This window comes from Zavarzinella formosa DSM 19928, assembly GCF_000255705.1.
GTDB lineage: Bacteria > Planctomycetota > Planctomycetia > Gemmatales > Gemmataceae > Zavarzinella > Zavarzinella formosa.
Map to the genome: position 1 here is coordinate 398,725 of NZ_JH636445.1, position 20,144 is coordinate 418,868.

Sequence of the window (20,144 nt, forward strand, 5' to 3'; positions counted from 1 at the left end):
CCATGAAATCATCCATCCATGTCGAGGGGCTTTCCAAATGTTACTCCCTGAACCAACGGGGAGTGATGGACCGGAACCTCACCGAGAACATCAAGTATCAGCTTGGCCGGGTGGCCGGGAAGTTTACCGGGCGCAAATATGAATCCGGGAAGACGACCGATTATTGGGCCTTGAAAGATGTGAGTTTTGAAGCGTTCCCCGGAGACTGCATCGGCTTCGTGGGTCGCAACGGGGCGGGCAAAAGCACGCTCTTGAAGATCCTTAGCCGGATTGTGGAACCGACGGCCGGCCGGGCGACGATCCGGGGGCGGCTCGGTTGTCTTCTGGAAGTCGGCACCGGCTTCCATCCGGAGCTGAGCGGCCGGGAAAATATTTTCCTCAACGGCAGCATCCTCGGGATGACCCGCCGGGAAATCAAGGCGAAATTCGACGAGATCATCGCTTTTGCGGACCTTGACAAGTTTCTCGATACTCCGGTGAAACGCTATTCCAGCGGCATGTTCGTCCGGCTGGCGTTTGCGGTGGCCGCCCATCTGCAACCGGAGGTGTTGATTGTCGATGAAGTCTTGGCAGTCGGTGATGCCTCGTTTCAAAAGAAGTGCCTTGGCAAAATGCGGGACGTGTCTCAGGAAGGCCGCACCGTTCTGTTTGTCAGCCACGACATGACCGCCATGCGGCGATTGTGCAACCGGGCCGTGTTGATGTCCAAGGGACAGGTCTCGATGGTCGGCCCGACCGGTGACATCGTGAGTGAATATCTGGCCCGTGAATCGGTTCTCACCCCGGCGGGCATGACGGTTGACCTCACGAACGCCCGCCGCAAGGGAAACATGGAAGCCCGTTTCACCTCAATGGTGTTTGACGGGGCCGGGATGTCGGATCGAAACGAAGTGATTTCCGGCGGACCGGTTCGGCTAAAATTGAACATCAACGCCGAGAAGCCGGTGATGACCGACAGCATCGCCGTGTCGTTTTCGGATCGTACCGGTTACAAACTGGTCAACGCGGACAGTCTGCGGTTGGACCGGCCGGTGCATTTGCGGGCCGGGGACAACGAGATTGAAGTGCGGTTGCGGGCCTTGAACCTGCAACCGGGAACGTACACCCTCGGGCTGACCCTCGCCCGCTGGCCGGAAACCACCTACGATTCGATTGAACCCGCCTGCGATATTGAAGTGGCCCCGAATCCCGCCGATGGCACGACCCGTTCACCCATCGAAGGCGTTGTCCGGTGTGAATTCGACCTGCTCGGCGTCCCCGAAAGCCTGCCCTTTGCCGGAGTCTGACAAGACGTGCTTAAGCTGGCCCTCATGCTGATCTGGACGCTCACCGGCATCATCGGCGGGCTGGCTTACTCACCGTTTTTGCCGGTGCTGGTGTATCACTTCTTTTCGGTGCTGCGTCCGCAGTTCATGTGGATTTATTCCCTCGATCCTTATGTGCAGCGGGACTTTCCGTGGTCGTTTTTGGTGGCCATCGCCGCCATCGGAACGTCATTCATTTGGCGGAGCGCCCATTGGATTGCCCCCAATCGCTTCAAAGGCGTGGACCTGCCGCGTTTTCATGTTGGCCACGCCTGTTTTGGGGCGTTCGCCTTGTGGATCACGATCACCTATGTCAATGCTCGTAATCAGGCGGTGGCCGAACCGTATTTTGATGATTATCGCAAGATTTTTTTAATGTTCTTCATCACATCGCTTGTGATGATTAGCGTTCGACAAGCGTGGGTGTTGTATTTGTCCTCCGCCGTCGCCTTGGGTTACATCGGCTATGAAGTCAACGAGATTTACCTCACGTCGGGCGGTTATAATTTCATCTACCGGCAGGGATTCTGCGGTCTGGATAACAACGGGGCCGCGCTGCTGTTGAGCATGGGCATTCCTCTGTGTATTTTTGCTTGGGATGGCATCAAACACTGGATTCGTTGGATATTCCCGGTGATGGCCCTGTTGATTATCCACAGTATTTTGCTCTCGTATTCACGCGGGGCCATGCTCTCGGCGCTGTTGGTGACGCCGCTGTATTTTGTCCGCGCCCGGCACCGGAAGATGATCCTCATTTTTGCGGGCATCGGGCTGGCGTTGCTGCCGGTCATGGCCGGGCGGGAGATCGTCGAACGATTCGCTTCCATCGGCAAACACGAGGAGGACGGGAGTGCCGCCAGTCGGAAGACGACGTGGGCGATCGCCTTTCGGATGGCGGTCGAGAATCCTGTGTTCGGGTTGGGAATACGAAACAGCCCGCTGTACACGTATGATTATGGGGCCGATGAACAAGGCCGGGTGATTCACTCCACGTATTTGCAAATTGCCGCCGATTCGGGATTCGTCGGCTTGGCGGCTTATGTGTCGATCATTTTGGGAGGGCTGTATTCCTGCCGCTGTGTCCGTCATGCGGTGGCCGGATCGATCACCACGGGCACCGTCCTGGCGGCGGCCGGTCGCTTTGCGGCCGGGGAGAATTGGCGTGTCTCAAAAACCGAGGGGCTTTCCGGGCATGATGCGGAACTGGCTTACTCGATGGCCTGCGGTGTGGAGGGAAGCCTGATTTCGTTTGCGTTTGGCTGCATGTTTCTCTCGCTTGAGACGTTCGAGCCTTTTTATCTGGTGGCGGGCTTGGGCATTCAATTGTGGTCGATCATCCAAGTCATGCAACGACAACAAGTGGCGACGGTGTGACCATGTCCCCGAAATCGCTCGCCAAAACCCTCCTGCGTTGGTCTGCCAATCTCGCCGTTTCCCCGGCGTTGATCGTCCATGCGATCAAGGTTCCGTTCCTCGGGAGAGACCGGGCGCTGGAAGGCTCATCCGAATTACTGGCCCTGTTGCCGGGGATGACCGGTCAATATCTCCGACGGGCGTTCTTGGGCTGGACCATCGCCCATTGTCACCCGTCGGCGTTCATTGGCTTCGGGACCATTTTTTCCAAAGCCGATGTGTGGATCGGCGAGAATGTCTACATCGGCCCCTATTGCAGTCTCGGAAATGTGCGGGTTGAACGAGACACATTGATCGCCACCGGCACCCATCTCCTGAGCGGGGCAAAGATGCACGGGATCGCCGATGTCACCAAGCCCATTCGGCTGCAACCGGGAGAGTTCTCCAAGGTCACCATCGGCGAAGATTGCTGGATCGGCAGCGGGGCGGTCATCATGGCCGACGTCGGGCCGCACACGGTCATCGCAGCCGGGGCGATTGTGACCAAGCCAATCCCGGAAATGGTGATTGCCGGTGGAGTCCCCGCTAGGGTGATTCGCAGTCGGCTTGATGCGATCACGGATTGAAAGCCAAAATGAGCCAACAATCGGACGGCATATTTCGATTATCGGATCAGATAAACAACCAATGAAATAACACTGGCTATTCCAAACAATCCCATCGTGGCCGCAATCATTTTGGCCCGCTTTTTGGCAATCACCTTTTGAGGAACAAACGCCGGTTTTGGCGGGAATTGCGTCACCGGATTCTTGGGCGACGGTCGTTGTTCAGCCGGGTTTTTACGGTGCCAGAAGCGGCTCCAGCCGAAACTCAGCAGCAGCACGACAGGGCGGCAAAGCGTTTTCGTCGGCATGGCGGGAAGCGTGTCCGTCACATACCGATGATACTCCTCGGCCTTCCCGGCAAACACTTTTCGTTCCTCGCCCTCGGCGTGCATGGCCGCGAATTGGAAGACCTCGCATTTCCGCATGTCTTGGGCCACCCATGTTTCCGTGGGATATTCCAAAATCTCCGGCCGGGAAAGGTAGGGGTATTCGTTGGTTGCCATCCAGCGGGAATAGTGCAACAGACTGGCTCGGGCGTGGGCGTAAGCGTCGTCCAGTTCACCCCGTTCGGCCTTGAAGTCCAGGTATTTGCCAAGCGATTGCAGGAACATCAGGTAGAACCAGCGGTTCTCGGCATCCACATATTTTTTGCCGTCCTTGATCATCCCCACCATTCGCTGGATGTCGTCCGCCGGATGGATCACCCGCCGAATGATTTGCTCGGCCTTCTCCAAAAACGCCCGGTCATCGGTGAGGCGAAATCCATCTAACAGCGTGGCGACGGAATTCCCCGATCCGCGGCCCGGCCCCTGATAATCCGGCGACCGGCTGGCGCTGGCCACGCCGGTGTCCTCATCGCTGAGCCAGCGGAAGACGGTCTTCTCGCCATCGTCCATGTCGATGACCCAGCGGGCCATCCCCACGCAGGCTTCGCGGGAGGCGTGTTCCCCGGTGAGCATGTAATGAAGCAACAGGCCGTGGGCATAGTTTTGCTCGCTCCCCGGTCCGCCCCCCGGCACACGGTTGTTTTTCGGAGGAATGCGGCCGTTTTTGGGATAGGAACGATGCGTTCCCGTGTCGGCATCGACATAGTGATAGGTGTGCCAAAACAGGCCGTGATTGTAGGCCGCCTTGTCCGCGTCCGTGTTGTAGAGGTCGATGTCGCGGACGTGGTACGCCAGTTCGTCCATCATTGCGTGCCACTTCGGATCACTCCGGCGCAGCCATTGGTAAGCGAATCCGGCGATGGGGTCGTATTGGTTGTTGTAATGCGAGATGCGCGGGTTCGGACCGGCCTCGGTGTGAAGGATGGCCTCGTGGTCGCCGTAGATATCGCCGAAGTGCCGCCAGCCGTATTCGTCGATGACTTCTCGTTTCTTCTCAAAGGTGTCCGGTCCGGTGATGGCGGCATCGACCAAGGCCTGATATGGTTCCTCGCCATCTCCCGGCGCCGAGAGGTAACTGATCGCTTTTGTGCGCTCCACCCACGCCGGATCGAGGACGGGGGCCAGCGGTTGTCGCGTCCACGCCAGCGGTTCGGGGCTGACGGTGTCTTTGCCCACGGCTAGATAAAACACATGCGTCTTTTGTTCGCCGCCCTGCAATTCATGGGGTTCCAGCGTTTGCGGGGGAAACAAGTGCAACACCAGTTCCGAGTCTGTGACCTCAATGGTTTTGGGGAAATTCTGCCAGAATGCGGGGGCGCCGACGCCGAGCGTGGTGTCGCCGCGATTAACGACGACCGTGGGGGTGGCCCGTTTGCCGGTGGTTTCGGCGCCGCCGTTACGCACGCGATAGCCCGGAAATTGCAGCGGGATATTCCGGGTGCGGCTGATGTGGTTGGTGCTTTTCCAATTCTCCCCGCCGCTCGAATCCTGATACAACTCGAACGGAACGTGGAGAGGTTCCGCAGGCGAGGACGAATCAACGGAATAGTTGCCGTTGATTGGTTCGGTTCCCTTGAGTTTCAGGTGTGCGGAGAAGCTCTTGAACAGGATGGAGTTTTCATCGCCGAGATCCCATAACCCGCCGGGGTGCGAGGCCGCCTGGAAGTTTTGGAGGGTCACCTGCACGCGGATCACCGGGCAATCGGCGAAGAAACTCAAACGGCCAATGACGCGGGCGGCCGTGATGCCGTCCCGCCGGAAATAGCCGATCCGCTTCGTGCCCAGACGGAGCGATCCCGGTTCTTCGACGATGGTGTCCGGGTCCATGTCATATCTGAATTCCACCCCGTCCATGCCGGTCATGCGAAGTTGGTATTCGGGGATTTCATGACGGAGCGGGTGGAACAGTTTGTCCTCGGTGGGTTTCCAGTAATAGGTTTGCGGATTCGGAGAATGGCCGATTTCAATGTGGTAGGTGGCGCGGTCCTGGACTGTTGCTTTCCAGTCGCAAAGTACCCATTTCCAAGAACCATCCCCCCAGCGTTCGAGCCCGCGGGCTTGCAGGGGGACGACGTTTCCCGCCGGGTCTTTGCAGATCAGATGATCCAGACGGTTGAGGGAGCCTTTGGGAAACGGAACGCCCCGAGTCACCGGCTCGGCGGTCCGGGGAATGCCGTTGGCCGAGAAGTGAATCGGAGCAGAGTTGACGTTCATCAAAATGTCGGGAATGTTGGGTGCGTGTTTCCGCAAAGGATACGCGAACATTCCCTGTTTGGCCGTGATTATCCCTTGATGACGCCGATGGGCCGCATCCGGGCGACCTTTTTGGAAAGCCCGGCCCCGTCCACGACTTCGACGACATCATCCACGTTCTTGTACGCGCGGGGTTGTTCTTCAGCCAAACCCCGTCGGCTTTGGGCCATCGCGATCACGCCCCGAGCCTCCAATTCCTTGTCGATGCGGCGTTTGCCCGCCTCGGCCACGGCGGCCGTCCGACTCATCGCCCGGCCGGCCCCGTGGCAGGTGGTGCCGAAGGTTCGCTCCATGCTGCCGGGCTGGCCGACCAACACCCACGAAGCCCGCCCCATGTCGCCGGGAATGATGACCGGCTGGCCGACGGCCTTGAAGGCATTCGGCAACTCCGGATGCCCGGCCGGGAAGGCGCGTGTCGCCCCTTTGCGGTGAACCCAGAGCTTCTTTTTCACCCCGTTGACGGAATGTTCCTCCAGCTTGGCGATGTTGTGGGCCACATCGTAAAGGAGTTCCATTCCCAAGTCTTCCCAAGAGGAACCGAACACCCCGGCAAAAACCTCGCGGGCCTGCTGCATCAGCAATTGCCGGTTGCAAAAGCCAAAGTTCGCGGCCGACCGCATGGCCCCAATGTATTTGCGTCCCTCGGGGCTGTCGGCCGGGGCGCTGGCCAACTGACGGTCGGGGAGTTCAAACCCGTATTTCTCATGGGTGTTGCGGAATTGGATCAGGGCGTCGTCGCACACCTGATAGCCAAGCCCCCGCGAACCGGAGTGGATCATGACGCAGATCATGTCCTTCTCCAATCCGAACACGGCGGCCGTTTCCGCGTCCACGATGGCATCGACCACCTGCACTTCCATGAAGTGGTTGCCGCTGCCAAGCGTGCCGCATTGCTTGCTGCCGCGTTGAACGGCATGGGGAGAAACCTGATCCGGTTCCGCATCCGGAATCCGGCCGTTCGCCTCCATGTTGGCCAAGTCCCTCGGGACGCCAAGCCCGCGACCAATCACATAACTCGCTCCCTGTTCGAGGAGCGGGTTCATTTCCTTCTCGTTGAACGCATAGGCCCCGGAACGCCCCATCCCGGCGGGAATGGTCTTGAACAATGCGGCGATCAGTTCCCGCAAATTCTTCTTCACGTCGCGGTGGAACAGGTTCGTCTTCACCAACCGGACGCCGCAATTGATGTCGTACCCGATCCCGCCGGGGCAGATGACGCCCCCCTCGGCCGGGTCGGTGGCGGCGACACCGCCGATGCAGAAACCATAGCCCCAGTGGATGTCCGGCATGGCGATGCTGGCGCCTTGGATGCCCGGCAGAAAGGCGACGTTGGCCACCTGTTCGGGCGCGTGATCCTTTTTGACGGCCTCCATCAGCACGTCGTTGGCGAAGATCATGCCCGGAACGCGCATCCCTTTCTTGTAACTTTGCGGAATGCGCACGCAACACGGATCAATGCGTTCCAGCGGGCCGGTGAATGTCTGCTTGCTCATGTCATCACGTCTTCAAATGTCCACGATCACTTCAGCCATCCATCCTGTCGGAGTTCGCACAACGCTCAATCCGTGGTAGGTGATGGCTTTCACTTCGTGGGATAGCTGATGCCGTTCGTGATCCAGAGGTTCACCCCAAGCCTGGCCAATAATCCCGGTTTCCGTTTCCGTCACTTCAAACCGGGAGAATAGCATGCCATCCCCCTCGGCTTGGAACAGCAGCGCGCGGAGCCAGTCGAACAGCAGGTATTCGCGTTCCGTTCCCACGATGGCCATTGCCACTTGTTGAACGGGGCGAATGGTTGAAGGTTCTTCGACCATTGCCTCGAATAGACAGACAGCCGCCTCTTCCAAAAGGGCGGGCCATGTCTCCGCAGCCATGCGAAAGCCGAGATCGGCCGTGTGATCGAAAAATTCGTGCATGCGCCGATTCTATTGGGGAACCGTTGAATCTGCGGCAATGAGAAGAGAGCTTGAAGTGAGGTTCACGCGGGTGAACGGGAAAATCACCAGCGGATGACGGCTGTGCCCCATGTCAGTCCGGCACCGAAACCGCTCATGACGGAAAGCTGGCCTCGTTCGAGACGGTTCTCGGCCAACGCTTCGTCAAGGGCCAGCGGAATGCTGGCGGCGGAAGTATTGCCGTATTTCTCAAGGTTGTTGAAGACCTTGGTGCGGGGAATTTTCAACACATCAATGGCCGCGTTGATGATCCGGATATTGGCTTGGTGGGGGATGTACAAATCTACCTGATCCGGCGTCAGGCCGGCGTGTTTAAGCACATCTTGAATCGTATCGCACAAGATGTCCACGGCCCAGCGGAACACCGCCCGGCCGTCCATATACATGAAATGCAATCCCTGGTCGATATGCTCGGCCATCGGTGGCGTGCGGCTGCCGCCGGAGGGGCGACACAGCAGGTTGCCGCCGTTGCCGTCCGAACCCATGCTGTAGGCGAGAATTCCCTGATCGGGTCTTCCCTTCTTCAAAATCACCGCCCCGGCGCCGTCTCCGAAGAGCGGATAAGTTTTGATGTCATCCGGGTTGAGAATGCGGGAATTGCAATCGGCCCCGATCACCAGAGCCGTGTCGCTCACGCCAGCTTTCACATAGGCGGCGGCCGTGATGAGGGAATACATAAACCCCGCGCAGGCGGCTTCAATCTCGATGGCCGGGGCGACTAGGCCGAGTCGGTCTTGAATGAGGCATGCCGTCGAGGGGAAGGACATGTCCGGGGTGAATGTCCCCAGCACAAGAAGGTCGATGTCCTTGGGATCGATGTTGGACGACTGGAAGGCCCGGTTGGCCGATTCCACCGCCAAATCGCTGGTGGCCTGATGAGGCAGGGCGTGGCGGCGCTCCAGAATGCCGGTGCGTTTGACGATCCAATCGGAATCAAACCCCAGCCGTTGGTGGAGATGATCGTTGGACAGCACCGCGTCCGGCACGTAGCTCCCGGTGCCGACAATCTGCACGCCCATCAGGCTTTTACAGGCGGGTCGCGGAGACGGTCGGGATTCCATCGTCATCAATCGACTACCAGTTGGAACATGGGGCACGGGGGATCGGCGGGAGGACCGTCCCCAAGCCTACTTTATAGATTTACCGCCGGAAAAGGCTTGTTCTTTCCGGCCGGTTCTCCCGACAAGCCTCACTGGTCCGCCCCGGCCAGCAGGAAAGACGCGAAAGCGTTCACACACATGGCCGTTTGATCGGTGCGAATCACGCCTTCGGTCGCGGACGCATGGAACGAACCAACCAACGCCGGCCGGAAGTGGGCCGCGAAGTGTTGGGTGTTGTCGTCGCCATATTGTAATGTCGTCAAAAACTGAAGGGCCTTGATGGTTCCCTTGCGGTAACTGTCATACCGATCCGTGTCCGGCCGGTCCATGTTCCGGATCATCCGGCAGCATTCGGCCAGGCTGAACGCATAGTAAGCCGTTTCAGCGGTCGGAGCTGTCTGGGCCAGTTTTCCCTCGCTTACGGTGGGGAAGCCTCCCCGCCAGAGACCCTTGCCGCCTTCCAACTGGTCGTACTGGAGTTTCAGCATCCAGTCGTTCATCTCGAAGGCAAAGTCCGAATACACCGCCTCTTTGGTTTGCAGATGGGCCTCAACGCATGCCGCCGTCATCCACGGAACAAAGGTCATCCGGGGGGACGATTGGAAATGCTTGCGGTACACGAAGATGGCCTTTTTCACGGCTTCGGTTTTCCAAGCGGCCGGCGCCGCCCGATTACTAAGCGTGAGGGCGTACACAACCGGCCCCGCGTGGAGGTTGGCCGATTCCGGGTCGATGGTGGTTTCATCGGAATCCGAGAAACGAATCGATCCCGAAGGTTGCAATTGAGTGCGAATGAATCCGCAAAGTTCCTCGGCCGCGCCGATCAATTCCGGCGAAACGTCTGGAAGTTCGTAGATGGCGAGGCACAAATAGGAGGCGGACGCCACCCGGTTGCTCACCACCGAAGGTTGTGACGGAATCCGAATGTTCGGGTTCGCCGCTTCCTTGCGGGTTTCGGAGAGCAGAGAGAGAATCGTCTGGGAGGTGCGAACCGCGTACTTTTCGTCGCCGGTCAGCTTTGCGGAGCGGGCAAGGGCCAGCGCGCCCACGGTCTGACGGAGGAAGTGATCGTCATCCGTCGTTTTGCCGAGGGCCGGGTTCAATCCCGGAATCAGCCGCCCGTTTGATTGATGAATGCCATCCCGCGACAGCCATTCCATCCCTCGCTGGGTGGCGAAGACCATTTGCCGGGTCAGGTCGGGCAGTTGATCGTACTGGCGGAATCGGTCAAACGGGGCCGGCTTTCTCGCGACAGCCACTTCTGTTCTGGCCGCCGGCGCAACGGCCGCCGCAGGAACGACCGGGTTCATCCCCAACGGTGTCGGGGCCAGAACAGTCGGATTGGTGGTCGGATTTTGGGCGTTGACGGCTGCGAGACAGATGATTCCCGAAGGAATCAACACACCCAGACGAACGCAAGCGGAAAATGAACGCATGTTCGAGCCTCCTTGCCCGAGTTCAGCGATCCGCCGACGGATGGTGAAAACAACCTGAAGGTTGTTTTCAGCCGGTCACGATCTGCGTGATCTTCACTTCAACAAAATGTTGCCGATGACCCTTGAGCCGACGGTGGTTTTTCCGACGACGAAACTGTTGGATCACGTGTTTTTCGGACGGGTGGTCAACCACTTCGCCGATTACCTTGGCTCCGGCGACGGTCGGCTGGCCGATCGTCACGTTCGCTCCGTCCGCGTGCATCAACACGCGGGGCAGTTCCAGCGTCGCCCCTTGGGCGATTTCACGGTGATCGATCCGGACCTTGTCGCCCACGCTCACACGATACTGCCGGGAACCGTCTTCAAAAATCGCGTACATGAAAGCCCCAACGATGCAATGTTTTCACATGAAACAACTAAATTAGCAAGGTCACTCAAGCCCGTCCAGATGACGCCACTGAAGTTTCGTTCACTTTTCAGGGACATTCGCCACAACGAAATGGCATTGACAGCTCAAATGGAGGGGGCGGGAAGCAACCCATCAAGCACCCCGGCGGCCACCGGGCGGGGGCACGACCAGATCAGGAAAAACAGGGCCTGCCGGGCCAGCCGTTGGGCCGGATGCGGCACCACGAACCCGGTTCCCTTGGCGAAAAGCAACCCGGTTTGACTGGCTTGCAGAGCCAATCGGGTGCAGTCCACCCGCAGAGCCGCCACGGATTCCGGATCGGGGCTGCCATCCGCCAAGGCATGCAAGCGTCTGCGAGCCGATTCGACCGATTGACTGAATTGCCCGGCCACCGTCTCCAATTCGGGCCGTGTTTTCGATTCCTGCTGAAGATATTCCGTGGCGGCGACGGCCAGCCCCAAAGCGAGGCATGAGGTTTCCAACCCGCCCCCGCCGATTTTCCCAAGGATCTGTTCGGTCGGACCCCACAGCAGGTCTTCACTGGCGATTTCAACATTTTCGCAGCGGATGGCGGCCGTCCGTGAGCCGATTAACGCCGCGAGCATCAAGGGGGGCGAGATCGTCACCCCGTTTCGGGGCACCGGAAGGGCGAACAAAATCTGCCGGTCGTCCGGAAGCGTCGCTCCGGCGACAATCACCCCGGCTTGATCGGCCCCCGTGATCCAAGGAATATCGCCATCAAGCCGTAATCCCTCGGCCTTACCCGTTGCCCGGAGGGATGGCCCCATGTGTTGGCGGGAGGTAGAGAGTTGGGAAACGCCGATGGTAAGAAACAACCGCCCGGCGGCCGCCTCCGGAAGATAACGCTCCCGCAGATGTGCCGGCCCCGCGAGGATTCGCCGGATGGCCGCCTCCCGTTGGCTAAGGATAAAAGAGCTCGTCAAACAGGAAGCGGCAATCGCCTCGCTGCCGCGAAGTTGGTCCTGCACCCCCAACCCGGAACCACCGTATTCGGCCGGAATCGACCACTTGAACACCCCGGCCTCGGCCAAGCCCGCGCATGATTCGCCGGGCCAGTCGATTTGCGTGTCGGCGGCATTGGCTCCGGCCAACAACTTCAATCGGAGTGATTCAGTGATCGCCGGAACGGACATCTGTGTTGTCCCAAGAGTTTCATGAACGCTCAGTTTATGCGATCGGACCATCGTTGAGCCAGTTCTGACGAAGTAGATCAGCAATCGGCCAGCTGCCATTGATTCGTCACACTTTGATGTTATATTACTAAAATCATTAATTTGATGAACATTTTGGTTCGCCTGTCCGATTGTTTTTGAGAAACACCCGTAAAAGGTTTTTCTCCTGATCGTCGCAGAAGGTTATCATGGGCCATGTTAGCCGAGGCTGGATTCCGGGAGAATCGTTGATGCGCACCGAGACGACTCGACGGGCTTTTTTGGCCGCCATCGGCGGTTCGGCCGTTTCGCTCACTGTTGGGAATCGGGTTTGGGGAGACACCCCGGCGAAGCTGACCGGCTTTGTCAACGGCCAGCTTCAAGCGGCTGAAGCCGGGAACGCCGTGTTGGCGGCCGGTGGTAATGCAGTTGATGCAATTGTCTCGGCCGCCCTTGTCGCCGGGGTGGTCGCTATCCCCCTCACCGGCATCGGCGGCTATGGCGGGCACATCATCATTTCCCGGCCAGACGGCAAAGTGTCGGCCATCGATTTTAACACGGTCGCCCCGGCCAATGTCACGCCCGATATTTACAAGGCCGATGAAAAAGGGAATGTCAAAGACGATGTGAACGCCTTCGGGTGGAAAGCGGTTGGCGTGCCGGGGGTTCTGGCGGGCTTGCAACTGGCCCTCGACAAATTTGGCTCGAAACCCCTCGCCGAACTGCTCAAGCCCGCGATTCGATTCGCCAAAGATGGCTTTCCCATCACGAAACCATTTGCCACCCAAACAAAGGGGGCTTTGGTCCGGCTCGCCAAAGACCCCGGTTCGGCGAAACTGCTCCTGAAGGATGGCCAACCACCGGCGGAGGGGGCGATTCTCAAGAATCCCGATCTGGGCGTGATGCTGCAAACCCTCGCGGATCGCGGGTCGGTGGCGACCTTCTACAAAGGGGACATTGCGGACCAATTGGCCACAGCCTTTCGCAAGAACGATGGTTGGGTGACGGCCGCCGATTTAGCCGCTTACAAGGCGTTGGAAGTTGAGCCATTGTCCGTTGAGTGGAACGGCTTCAAAATCCACACTCCCCCGCCAAGTTCCGGCGGGTTGACCGTTCTGCAATCGCTGACCGCATTGAAAGCTCTTGAGTGGCCGGGGGAAGAGAATGAAGTCGCCCGCTCCCGCATCTATTTGGAAGCCCTGCGAGTGTCATGGACAGACCGGTTGCAATACCTCGGCGATCCGGTTCAGGCCGATGTGCCGGTGAAGAGATTGCTCTCGGAAGATCATGCCCGCCAGACGGCCAAACGGGTGCGGGCGGCTCTCGCGGCCGGAAAGCCCGTCGAGGGGCAGTCCGACGGTCGGCCGTCCGGCGGCACGATCCACCTCAACGCGATTGACGCCACCGGATTGACGGCGGCGGTCACCTTCACCCACGGCGGCTACTTCGGTGCGCAGGTCACCGTGGATGGATTGGGCTTGGTGTTGGGACAGGGCTTGAGCCGGTTCGACCCGCGACCGGGAAGGGCCAATTCCCCGGGCGCCGGCAAGCGACCGTTGCATAATATGTGCCCCACGATTGTCACACGAGATGGTTCCCCGGTCTTGGCGGTCGGAGCCACCGGAGGCCGGAAAATCGTCAACGCGGTCACGCGGGCCGTGGCCGGATATGTCGGTGAAAAACTCTCGACACCGGATGCCGTCGCGGCGTTGCGAATTCACACCGAGGGGGATATGAAGGCGACCCTCGATCCCAAGCATCCCGCGACCGAAGAGTTTAAAAAGGCCGGTTATCAACTCACGGAAGGAACCGTGGCCGCCCTCACCGCGCTTGGCCGAGACCCCGAAACGAAACAGCTTCGCCCGGCGGCCCGGTAAATTCATGTCACACAGCATCCAAGTTTTTCACAGTCGTTGGCCCGCTAAGATAGGCCGCAGACCGCTTCAGGAGCCAGGAAGGGGACAATCCATGCAAAATCTTCGACCGTTCGCCATCTATCACGAACACCCCGACTGGTTCCGTCCGTTGTTCAAGGAACTCGACCGTCGGAGCCTGCCGTATGTGAAACTCGACCCTCGCGCCCATTGCTACGATCCCGGCGAAACGGAATGCCCGTATTCACTGGTCTTCAATCGCATGAGTCCGTCTGCTTATCTGCGAGACGGCATCCAGGGGATGTTTTACACGCAGTCGTACCTTGCCCATCTGGACCGCCTCGGCGTTCCCGTGGTCAACGGCAGCAATGCGTTTGCCCATGAAATCTCGAAGGCCCGGCAACTTTCGTTGTTGAAGGGCCTCAACCTGTCGTACCCCAAGGCCCGCGTGGTCAACCATCCCAGCCGGGTCGCGCGGGCGGCGGCCGATCTGAGGTTCCCGGTGGTGGTGAAAGCCAATGTCGGCGGCAGCGGAGCGGGCATTGTCCGCTTTGACACGCCCGGCGATTTGGAACGGGCGGCCGCCGAGAAACGACTGGATTTCGGCGTTGATCACACGGCTCTCGTTCAAGAGTTCATTCCTGCTCGCGGCGGGCACATTACGCGGGTGGAAGTGCTGGATGGAAAATTTCTTTACGCGATCAATGTCTTCACCAACGGCGATTCGTTCAACCTCTGCCCGGCCGATATCTGCCAGCGCAGCGACGGCGTGGAACTGGCGCGATCAGCCTGCCCGATCGACGCCCCGAAGACTGGATTGAAAGTCGCCGGGTACACTCCGCCGGACGAGGTGATTGATGCTTGCGAAGAGATCATGCTCGCCGCCGGCATCGATGTCGGCGGGATTGAATACATGATTGACGACCGCGACGGCCGACTTGTGTATTATGACGTGAACGCCCTCTCGAACTTTGTGGCTGACGCCGTCAATGTGGTTGGCTTTGATCCGGTCCCGAAACTCGTGGATTTTCTGGAACACAAATCCCGGATGCCGTGGTGGCCGAAGTTGCCGAAGCGAAACCGGCCGAGATACCGCAGCATGGCCGATTGGGATGCCGCGATCTGAGCCGGGCGACGATGGAGAACCTGCGATGCGCTATGGGTATTGGTTGCCGGTGTTTGGCGGCTGGCTGCGGAATGTGGACGATGAAAACATGGCCGCCACTTGGGAATATTCCAAGAAGTTGGCCCGTCGCAGCGAGCAAATCGGGTACGACCTCTCCCTTGTCGCCGAATTGAACCTGAACGACATCAAGGGCGAAGACGCCCCGTCCTTGGATGCCTGGAGCACGGCGGCCGCACTCACGGCCGTCACTGAGCGGCTCGAATATATGGTGGCCGTCCGGCCGACGTTTCACCATCCCGCCTTGCTGGCCAAACAGGCGGCCAACATCGATCACATCGGCGGGGGAGGGCGGTTGTCCCTCAATGTCGTTTCCAGTTGGTGGAAGGACGAAGCCGAGAAATACGGTGTCCACTTTGAACAGCACGACGATCGCTATGGCCGCACGGCCGAATGGCTGCAAGTCTTAGACAACCTCTGGAAAAAAGACGGGTTCACCTTCGAGGGGAAGTATTACAAACTCCGCGATTCCGTGCTTCAGCCAAAGCCCTTGAGCAAACCCCGGCCGACGATCTACGCCGGGGGCGAATCCGAGGCGGCCAAAAACCTCATCGCCAAAACCTGTGACGCCTATGTGATGCACGGTGACCCGCCGGAACGCATCCGCGAAAAAATCTCGGACATGGCCGCCCGTCGAGAACGGTTTGGCTTGCCGCCGATGACCTATGGCGTGGCCGCGTATTCCATCGTGCGAAACACGGAAGCCGAGGCCAAAGCAGAGCTTGCCCGCATCACCGATGTGAAGCAATCGGCCGGCGGGTACAGCAATTACCAGCAATGGCTCTCCGGCACGCAACTCGAACAACGGGTGTCGCTGGAAGACTATTCCGTGAGCAATCGCGGCCTGCGCGCGGGATTGGTCGGAACACCCCAAAAAGTGATTGACCAAGTGGCCGCTTTCGAGGCCGTCGGGGTGAATTTGTTGCTGTTACAATGCAGCCCGCAGATTGAGGAAATGGAACGATTTGCGGAGAGCGTCATCCGGAGATGATTTGGTGAGCCAAACCGACATTACTCAAACAACCCCGGTTGAACCTGTTCTGTCGGCCGCATGGCAATCTTTCCCAAAAGCTCAAACGCTTTCGGCGTGGCCATCCGGCCGCGCGGGGTGCGGATCACATACTGTTCCCGCAGCAGGAACGGCTCCACTTCGTCGCTGAGGGTGTCGCTCGGGATGTTCATCGTGGCGGCAATCGCTTCCACGCCGGCCGGGCCGCCGCCGAAGACGTCAATCAAAGTCTCCAAGTATCGACGGTCCTGCTTGTCGAGACCGACGCGGTCAATGTTTTGCATGTCCAAGGCCGCGCGGGCGATTTCCAAATTGATCGTTCCGTCCCCTTCGCTGACCGCATAATTCCGCACCCAATATAGCCGGGAGTTGGCGATCCGGGGGGTGCCGCGACAGCGGCGGGCAAGTTCCACGGCCGCGTCGGATTCGATGGGGATGTTCAACTTCGCCGCGTTGACGGTCACAATTCGGGCCAATTCCTCGGCCGTGTAAAATTCGAGATGTTCGTGCATCTTGAAGCGATCACGCATCGGGGCCGACAACATGCCGCTGCGGGTGGTCGCCCCGATGAGCGTGAATCGTTTCAAGTTCATGGAGATTGTGCGGGCGTTCAAACCTTCACCCAGCACAATGTCGATGCGGAAATCCTCCATCGCCGGGTAGATGAACTCTTCCACCACTCGGGGCATCCGGTGAATTTCATCAATGAAGAGGATGGAGCCTTCTTCGAGATTGGTGAGAAACGGCAGCATGTCGGCCGGCTTGGAGAGGGCCGGGCCGCTGGTCATTTGCAGGGATACGCCGAGTTCGTTCGGCAGTACGGTGGCGAACGTGGTTTTTCCCAAACCGGGGGGGCCGTCGAACAAAATGTGGCCGAGCGGTTCCTTGAGTTTCTTCGCGGCGCGGACGGCGATGCCGAGGCGTTGGGCCACTTCCGTCTGGCCGATCACTTCCGTCAGGAGTTTGGGGCGCAGGGCGGCGTCAACCCGCTTGGGGTCTTCGGGTGTTCCGTTTCCAATGACGGGGGTGCGTGCCATGGTTCGTTACCGTTCGGTCTTCTTCTTGAAACATTCGTTGATGATATCCCCGACATCCTTGTATTCTTTGCCGGTTTTCAGGACGACATCCAACCGGTCGCGGGCATCGGCGGGAGAGAGGCCGAGACCCATCAGAGCAGTGTAGGCATCCTCGAACACCGTGGCGTTGACGGCGGGCTTTGCCGGTTTGCCGTCGTCGGCCGATGAGGGTTGTTCGCCGAGAAGGGCGAACTTGGTTACTTTGGTTTTCAGCGTGGCGATGATCTGCTCGGCCGTTGTTTTGCCGATGCCCGGCATGGTGGTCAGCCATTTGACATCCAGTCGTTGGATGGCGTTGGCTAGTTCGCGGATCGGCCGGCCCATTGCCTTGAGGGCTTTCTTCACGCCGATCTTGTCCACCGTGCAGAAGAGCTCAAAAAACTCCAGTTCCAGTTCGCTGGAAAATCCGATCTTCCGGGGAATCATCTTGTTGGAGTTCTGGTTTCCCTCAATGTACTCCAATGTGTGAAACGTCACTTCTTCGCCGGTGCTGGTTTGAATTTGCCGCCGAACAAACTCGGGGATCAGCACTTGGTATTCAAAAGGCCCCACTTGAAGACGCGCTTCCTCCTCCAAGACACGGTTCAGCACTCCGGTGATTTTCGTGAGCATGATGCTTTCTCAGTTCAAGCGAATCAAGCGAAGACAAGACCTCACGCAAAGTTCGCAAAGGGGACGCAAAGCTCGCCAAGAGTCAATGAAATTTGTCATTTTCTCTGCCAAGAACATGATCTGACATTTATTTCCCTTGGCTCTTTGCGAGCTTTGCTATCTTTGCGCACTTTGCGAGAAGTCTTATTTTCGCCTGTCATTCCACTGGCAACCGCACGCGGAGACCTGTCGTGATGTCCGGCCGGTCGTTGGGGGTGCCCCGCAGGTAGTGATGACATAGGGCGATGGCCAAGGCGTCGGCCACGTCGTGGGGTTCCGGCATCTCGGTCAGTCGGAACTCCCGGAGCATGGCCATTTGCATTTGGTCTTTGCCAGCCCGGCCGCTGCCGGTGATGGCTTTTTTGATCTGCGTCGCGGCGTAGCCCGTCACGGGAATGTCGTTCATTCCGGCCGCCAGCAGAATCACCCCGCGGGCGTGACCCATCAGAATGGCGGTGCGGGGATGTTCGTAATGGGCGTACAGTTGCTCGACAGACAGCGCATCCGGTTTGAACTGGGTGATAATTTCCATCACCCCATCGTAAAGTCGCCGCAGGCGCTGTGCCATGTCAGCAGTTTCTCTTTTCACGGTGGGTTTGATGACGCCCGCCTCGACCAGACGAACGCCGGAGACGGAACTGTCGATGAGGGCGTAGCCGGTGGTGTTCAAACCGGGATCAAGGCCGAGAATCCGGGATGGGACGGACATGCAGGCTCACGCGGAGAAGGGCGCCGGAAAGGGCGTTCCCTCCCGACATCCTAGCGGATAACGGGCAACGCCATAAAGGGATCATCGGCCGATCCGGTCCCCGAACGTGAACAAATTTTCACCCAACCCGCCAAGTTGTCCCGGCGGGGCGGTCTTCCAAGGTGATTCCCAATTCGCCGAGCCGCTGGCGGATCAGGTCGGTTTGGTTGAAGAGCATTTTCTTGGTGGGATCAGTCTTCTCGGTGATTTTCTTGGCCTCGGCCCGCAGGTTGTTCCGCAGTTCGATCACCAGTTGCATCACTCCGTTGACGATCTTGTCGTCCGCGCCAAGCTGGTCGGTTTTCGATGTCTCGTAGAACAGGCCAAGAATCTGGCCGAGTTCTTTGAACAGGGTGACCCCTTCAATGAAGGCGGCCTTCGCCTTGGCATCAGCCCGGCTTGGGTCTTCTAACTTCCCGGCATCGCCGATTTTGTTCAAAGTCGAGATCATCTCGAACAACACGCCAACACCGCCGCCGGTGTTGAAGTCGTCGTCCATGTGTTCGCGGAACCGTGTCATGTATTCCGCAAACACCGGTTCGACAAACGTTCGTTCCGGGTTCACCTTCGTCGGTGCTTGCAAAGCGGCCGACTTCAGGCCAGTGATCCGCTCGTAACGCTCGAACAACCGGATGAAGCCCTCGTATGACTTCTTGGCTGATTCCAAACCCGGTGGAATCACCGGATTGCCCGGCTCGCGCGGATCCCATTCGCCGAGATCAATCGGGGAGCGGTATTGTGTGTTCAGCACGAAAAACCGCAACGCTTCGCCGCCGACGTGCTTTAAGGCATCCGCGACGTTCAACACGTTGCCAATGGACCCGGCCATTTTGCCGGAACCCATCTTCAACAAGCCGTTGTGCATCCAAATTTTGGCGAACGGCTGCTCGGTGAACGATTCGGATTGGGCCAGTTCGTTTTCATGGTGCGGGAACTTCAAGTCTAACCCGCCGCCATGAATGTCAATGGTCTTGCCCAGCAAGCTGATCGCCATGCAGGTGCATTCAATGTGCCATCCCGGCCGGCCTTCGCCCCAAGGGCTTTTCCATGAGGGTTCGCCGGGTTTGGAGCATTTCCAGAGGGCAAAGTCGCCGGAGTTTTTCTTGCGGCCCGATACTTCAATTCGAGAGCCGACTTCAAGTTGCTCAGGGTCGAAGCCGCACAACTTGCCGTAATCCTTGTCTTGCGTGACGTTAAAATACACGTCCCCTTCGGCCGGGTAAGCGTATCCCTTGTCGATCAAACCGTTGATGACGCCAATCATGCCGTCGATGTGTTCGGTCGCCTTGGGGAAATGGTCGATCCCCGTCACGTTCAGCTTTTTGAGGCAGTCGTGATAGTCGGCTGTCATCCGCTCGGCGAGTTCCTTGACCGTCGTTTTCGTCTCGTTGGCCTTGTTGATGAGTTTGTCATCCACGTCTGTGATGTTCACGACGAACGTGACTTGGTAACCAAGGTACGTGAGATAGCGTTTGACAGTATCGAAGATCACCGGGCCAACCATGTGGCCGATGTGGCTGGGCTTGTACACTGTTGGCCCGCACACATACATTGTGACCGGCTCGCCCGGCTTGCGGTGGAAGGGTTCCTTCTTGCGGGTCAGCGTGTTGTAAACTTGCAGCGCCATCAA

17 protein-coding genes are annotated in these 20,144 nt (G+C 58.7%); 6 read left to right on the forward strand and 11 right to left on the reverse strand.

Annotated elements, in window-relative coordinates; genetic code table 11:
- The first annotated feature begins 2 nt into the window (after positions 1–2).
- The 3 genes from BGIM_RS53765 to BGIM_RS0133565 are packed head-to-tail and all read left to right on the forward strand — an operon-like array spanning position 3 to position 3,283.
- Positions 3–1,286, forward strand: a complete 1,284-nt coding sequence (locus tag BGIM_RS53765) for an ABC transporter ATP-binding protein (protein WP_020474039.1) — start codon at positions 3–5, stop codon at positions 1,284–1,286.
- Between the two features lie 6 nt (positions 1,287–1,292).
- A complete protein-coding gene (locus tag BGIM_RS0133560; RefSeq protein ID WP_029631114.1) occupies positions 1,293–2,678 on the forward strand; it encodes an O-antigen ligase family protein in 1,386 nt (461 codons plus the stop codon).
- A 2-nt stretch (positions 2,679–2,680) separates the two neighbouring features.
- Positions 2,681–3,283: an acyltransferase gene (locus tag BGIM_RS0133565; RefSeq protein ID WP_020474041.1), complete on the forward strand. Its 603-nt coding sequence runs from the start codon at positions 2,681–2,683 to the stop codon at positions 3,281–3,283.
- Between the two features lie 38 nt (positions 3,284–3,321).
- Here BGIM_RS0133565 and BGIM_RS53770 read toward each other — a convergent pair whose 3' ends face one another.
- From BGIM_RS53770 to BGIM_RS0133600, 7 genes are all read right to left on the reverse strand, one after another.
- Entirely contained in the window at positions 3,322–5,862 is a 2,541-nt protein-coding gene (locus BGIM_RS53770; RefSeq protein ID WP_238537776.1) for an RIFT barrel domain-containing protein, read from the reverse strand.
- 68 nt (positions 5,863–5,930) lie between these two features.
- Positions 5,931–7,394, reverse strand: coding sequence for an RtcB family protein (locus tag BGIM_RS0133575; protein WP_020474043.1), 1,464 nt, complete (start codon positions 7,392–7,394; stop codon positions 5,931–5,933).
- A gap of 12 nt (positions 7,395–7,406) precedes the next feature.
- A complete protein-coding gene (locus BGIM_RS0133580) occupies positions 7,407–7,817 on the reverse strand; it encodes an archease (protein WP_020474044.1) in 411 nt (136 codons plus the stop codon).
- A gap of 83 nt (positions 7,818–7,900) precedes the next feature.
- The gene (locus tag BGIM_RS0133585) at positions 7,901–8,917 is read right to left on the reverse strand and encodes a 3-oxoacyl-ACP synthase III family protein (protein WP_040891263.1); all 1,017 of its coding nucleotides are present in this window, start codon (positions 8,915–8,917) and stop codon (positions 7,901–7,903) included.
- 128 nt (positions 8,918–9,045) lie between these two features.
- Positions 9,046–10,392 (reverse strand): hypothetical protein, encoded by a 1,347-nt coding sequence (locus tag BGIM_RS0133590; protein WP_020474046.1) that lies wholly within the window; start codon positions 10,390–10,392, stop codon positions 9,046–9,048.
- 67 nt (positions 10,393–10,459) lie between these two features.
- Positions 10,460–10,771 carry a 50S ribosomal protein L21 gene (gene rplU, locus BGIM_RS0133595; RefSeq protein ID WP_020474047.1) on the reverse strand — a complete coding sequence of 104 codons (312 nt, stop codon included), beginning with the start codon at positions 10,769–10,771 and terminating at the stop codon, positions 10,460–10,462.
- Between the two features lie 134 nt (positions 10,772–10,905).
- Positions 10,906–11,955: an acyl-CoA dehydrogenase family protein gene (locus tag BGIM_RS0133600; RefSeq protein ID WP_020474048.1), complete on the reverse strand. Its 1,050-nt coding sequence runs from the start codon at positions 11,953–11,955 to the stop codon at positions 10,906–10,908.
- 269 nt (positions 11,956–12,224) lie between these two features.
- On the opposite strand from BGIM_RS0133600, the gene BGIM_RS0133605 reads away from it, so the two are divergent.
- The 3 genes from BGIM_RS0133605 (at position 12,225) to BGIM_RS0133615 (ending at position 16,021) form a co-directional block, all read left to right on the forward strand.
- Entirely contained in the window at positions 12,225–13,850 is a 1,626-nt protein-coding gene (locus BGIM_RS0133605; RefSeq protein ID WP_020474049.1) for a gamma-glutamyltransferase family protein, read from the forward strand.
- Positions 13,851–13,941: 91 nt separating this feature from the next.
- Complete coding sequence (locus BGIM_RS53775) at positions 13,942–14,973, forward strand: ATP-grasp domain-containing protein (protein WP_020474050.1); 1,032 nt, start codon at positions 13,942–13,944, stop codon at positions 14,971–14,973.
- Positions 14,974–14,998: 25 nt separating this feature from the next.
- Positions 14,999–16,021 (forward strand): LLM class flavin-dependent oxidoreductase, encoded by a 1,023-nt coding sequence (locus BGIM_RS0133615; RefSeq protein ID WP_020474051.1) that lies wholly within the window; start codon positions 14,999–15,001, stop codon positions 16,019–16,021.
- Positions 16,022–16,041: 20 nt separating this feature from the next.
- Here the strand turns inward: BGIM_RS0133615 and ruvB are convergent, their stop codons facing one another.
- From ruvB to cysS, 4 genes are all read right to left on the reverse strand, one after another.
- Positions 16,042–17,076 carry a Holliday junction branch migration DNA helicase RuvB gene (gene ruvB, locus BGIM_RS0133620; protein WP_020474052.1) on the reverse strand — a complete coding sequence of 345 codons (1,035 nt, stop codon included), beginning with the start codon at positions 17,074–17,076 and terminating at the stop codon, positions 16,042–16,044.
- Positions 17,077–17,082: 6 nt separating this feature from the next.
- Complete coding sequence (gene ruvA, locus BGIM_RS0133625) at positions 17,083–17,727, reverse strand: Holliday junction branch migration protein RuvA (RefSeq protein WP_020474053.1); 645 nt, start codon at positions 17,725–17,727, stop codon at positions 17,083–17,085.
- Positions 17,728–17,923: 196 nt separating this feature from the next.
- Entirely contained in the window at positions 17,924–18,475 is a 552-nt protein-coding gene (gene ruvC, locus BGIM_RS0133635; protein ID WP_020474055.1) for a crossover junction endodeoxyribonuclease RuvC, read from the reverse strand.
- Between the two features lie 118 nt (positions 18,476–18,593).
- A complete protein-coding gene (gene cysS, locus BGIM_RS0133640) occupies positions 18,594–20,141 on the reverse strand; it encodes a cysteine--tRNA ligase (RefSeq protein WP_020474056.1) in 1,548 nt (515 codons plus the stop codon).
- Positions 20,142–20,144: the final 3 nt, after the last annotated feature.

Excerpts from the sequence above, each read along its gene's own strand:
- ruvA (WP_020474053.1), bottom strand. The coding sequence starts at position 17,727 with ATGCTCACGAAAATCACCGGAGTGCTGAACCGTGTCTTGGAGGAGGAA.
- BGIM_RS53770 (WP_238537776.1), bottom strand. The coding sequence starts at position 5,862 with ATGAACGTCAACTCTGCTCCGATTCACTTCTCGGCCAACGGCATTCCC.
- BGIM_RS0133605 (WP_020474049.1), top strand. The coding sequence starts at position 12,225 with ATGCGCACCGAGACGACTCGACGGGCTTTTTTGGCCGCCATCGGCGGT.
- BGIM_RS0133615 (WP_020474051.1), top strand. The coding sequence starts at position 14,999 with ATGCGCTATGGGTATTGGTTGCCGGTGTTTGGCGGCTGGCTGCGGAAT.
- BGIM_RS0133580 (WP_020474044.1), bottom strand. The coding sequence starts at position 7,817 with ATGCACGAATTTTTCGATCACACGGCCGATCTCGGCTTTCGCATGGCT.
- BGIM_RS53775 (WP_020474050.1), top strand. The coding sequence starts at position 13,942 with ATGCAAAATCTTCGACCGTTCGCCATCTATCACGAACACCCCGACTGG.
- BGIM_RS0133565 (WP_020474041.1), top strand. The coding sequence starts at position 2,681 with ATGTCCCCGAAATCGCTCGCCAAAACCCTCCTGCGTTGGTCTGCCAAT.
- rplU (WP_020474047.1), bottom strand. The coding sequence starts at position 10,771 with ATGTACGCGATTTTTGAAGACGGTTCCCGGCAGTATCGTGTGAGCGTG.
- BGIM_RS0133590 (WP_020474046.1), bottom strand. The coding sequence starts at position 10,392 with ATGCGTTCATTTTCCGCTTGCGTTCGTCTGGGTGTGTTGATTCCTTCG.
- BGIM_RS0133575 (WP_020474043.1), bottom strand. The coding sequence starts at position 7,394 with ATGAGCAAGCAGACATTCACCGGCCCGCTGGAACGCATTGATCCGTGT.
- BGIM_RS53765 (WP_020474039.1), top strand. The coding sequence starts at position 3 with ATGAAATCATCCATCCATGTCGAGGGGCTTTCCAAATGTTACTCCCTG.
- cysS (WP_020474056.1), bottom strand. The coding sequence starts at position 20,141 with ATGGCGCTGCAAGTTTACAACACGCTGACCCGCAAGAAGGAACCCTTC.
- BGIM_RS0133600 (WP_020474048.1), bottom strand. The coding sequence starts at position 11,955 with ATGTCCGTTCCGGCGATCACTGAATCACTCCGATTGAAGTTGTTGGCC.
- ruvC (WP_020474055.1), bottom strand. The coding sequence starts at position 18,475 with ATGTCCGTCCCATCCCGGATTCTCGGCCTTGATCCCGGTTTGAACACC.
- ruvB (WP_020474052.1), bottom strand. The coding sequence starts at position 17,076 with ATGGCACGCACCCCCGTCATTGGAAACGGAACACCCGAAGACCCCAAG.
- BGIM_RS0133585 (WP_040891263.1), bottom strand. The coding sequence starts at position 8,917 with ATGGAATCCCGACCGTCTCCGCGACCCGCCTGTAAAAGCCTGATGGGC.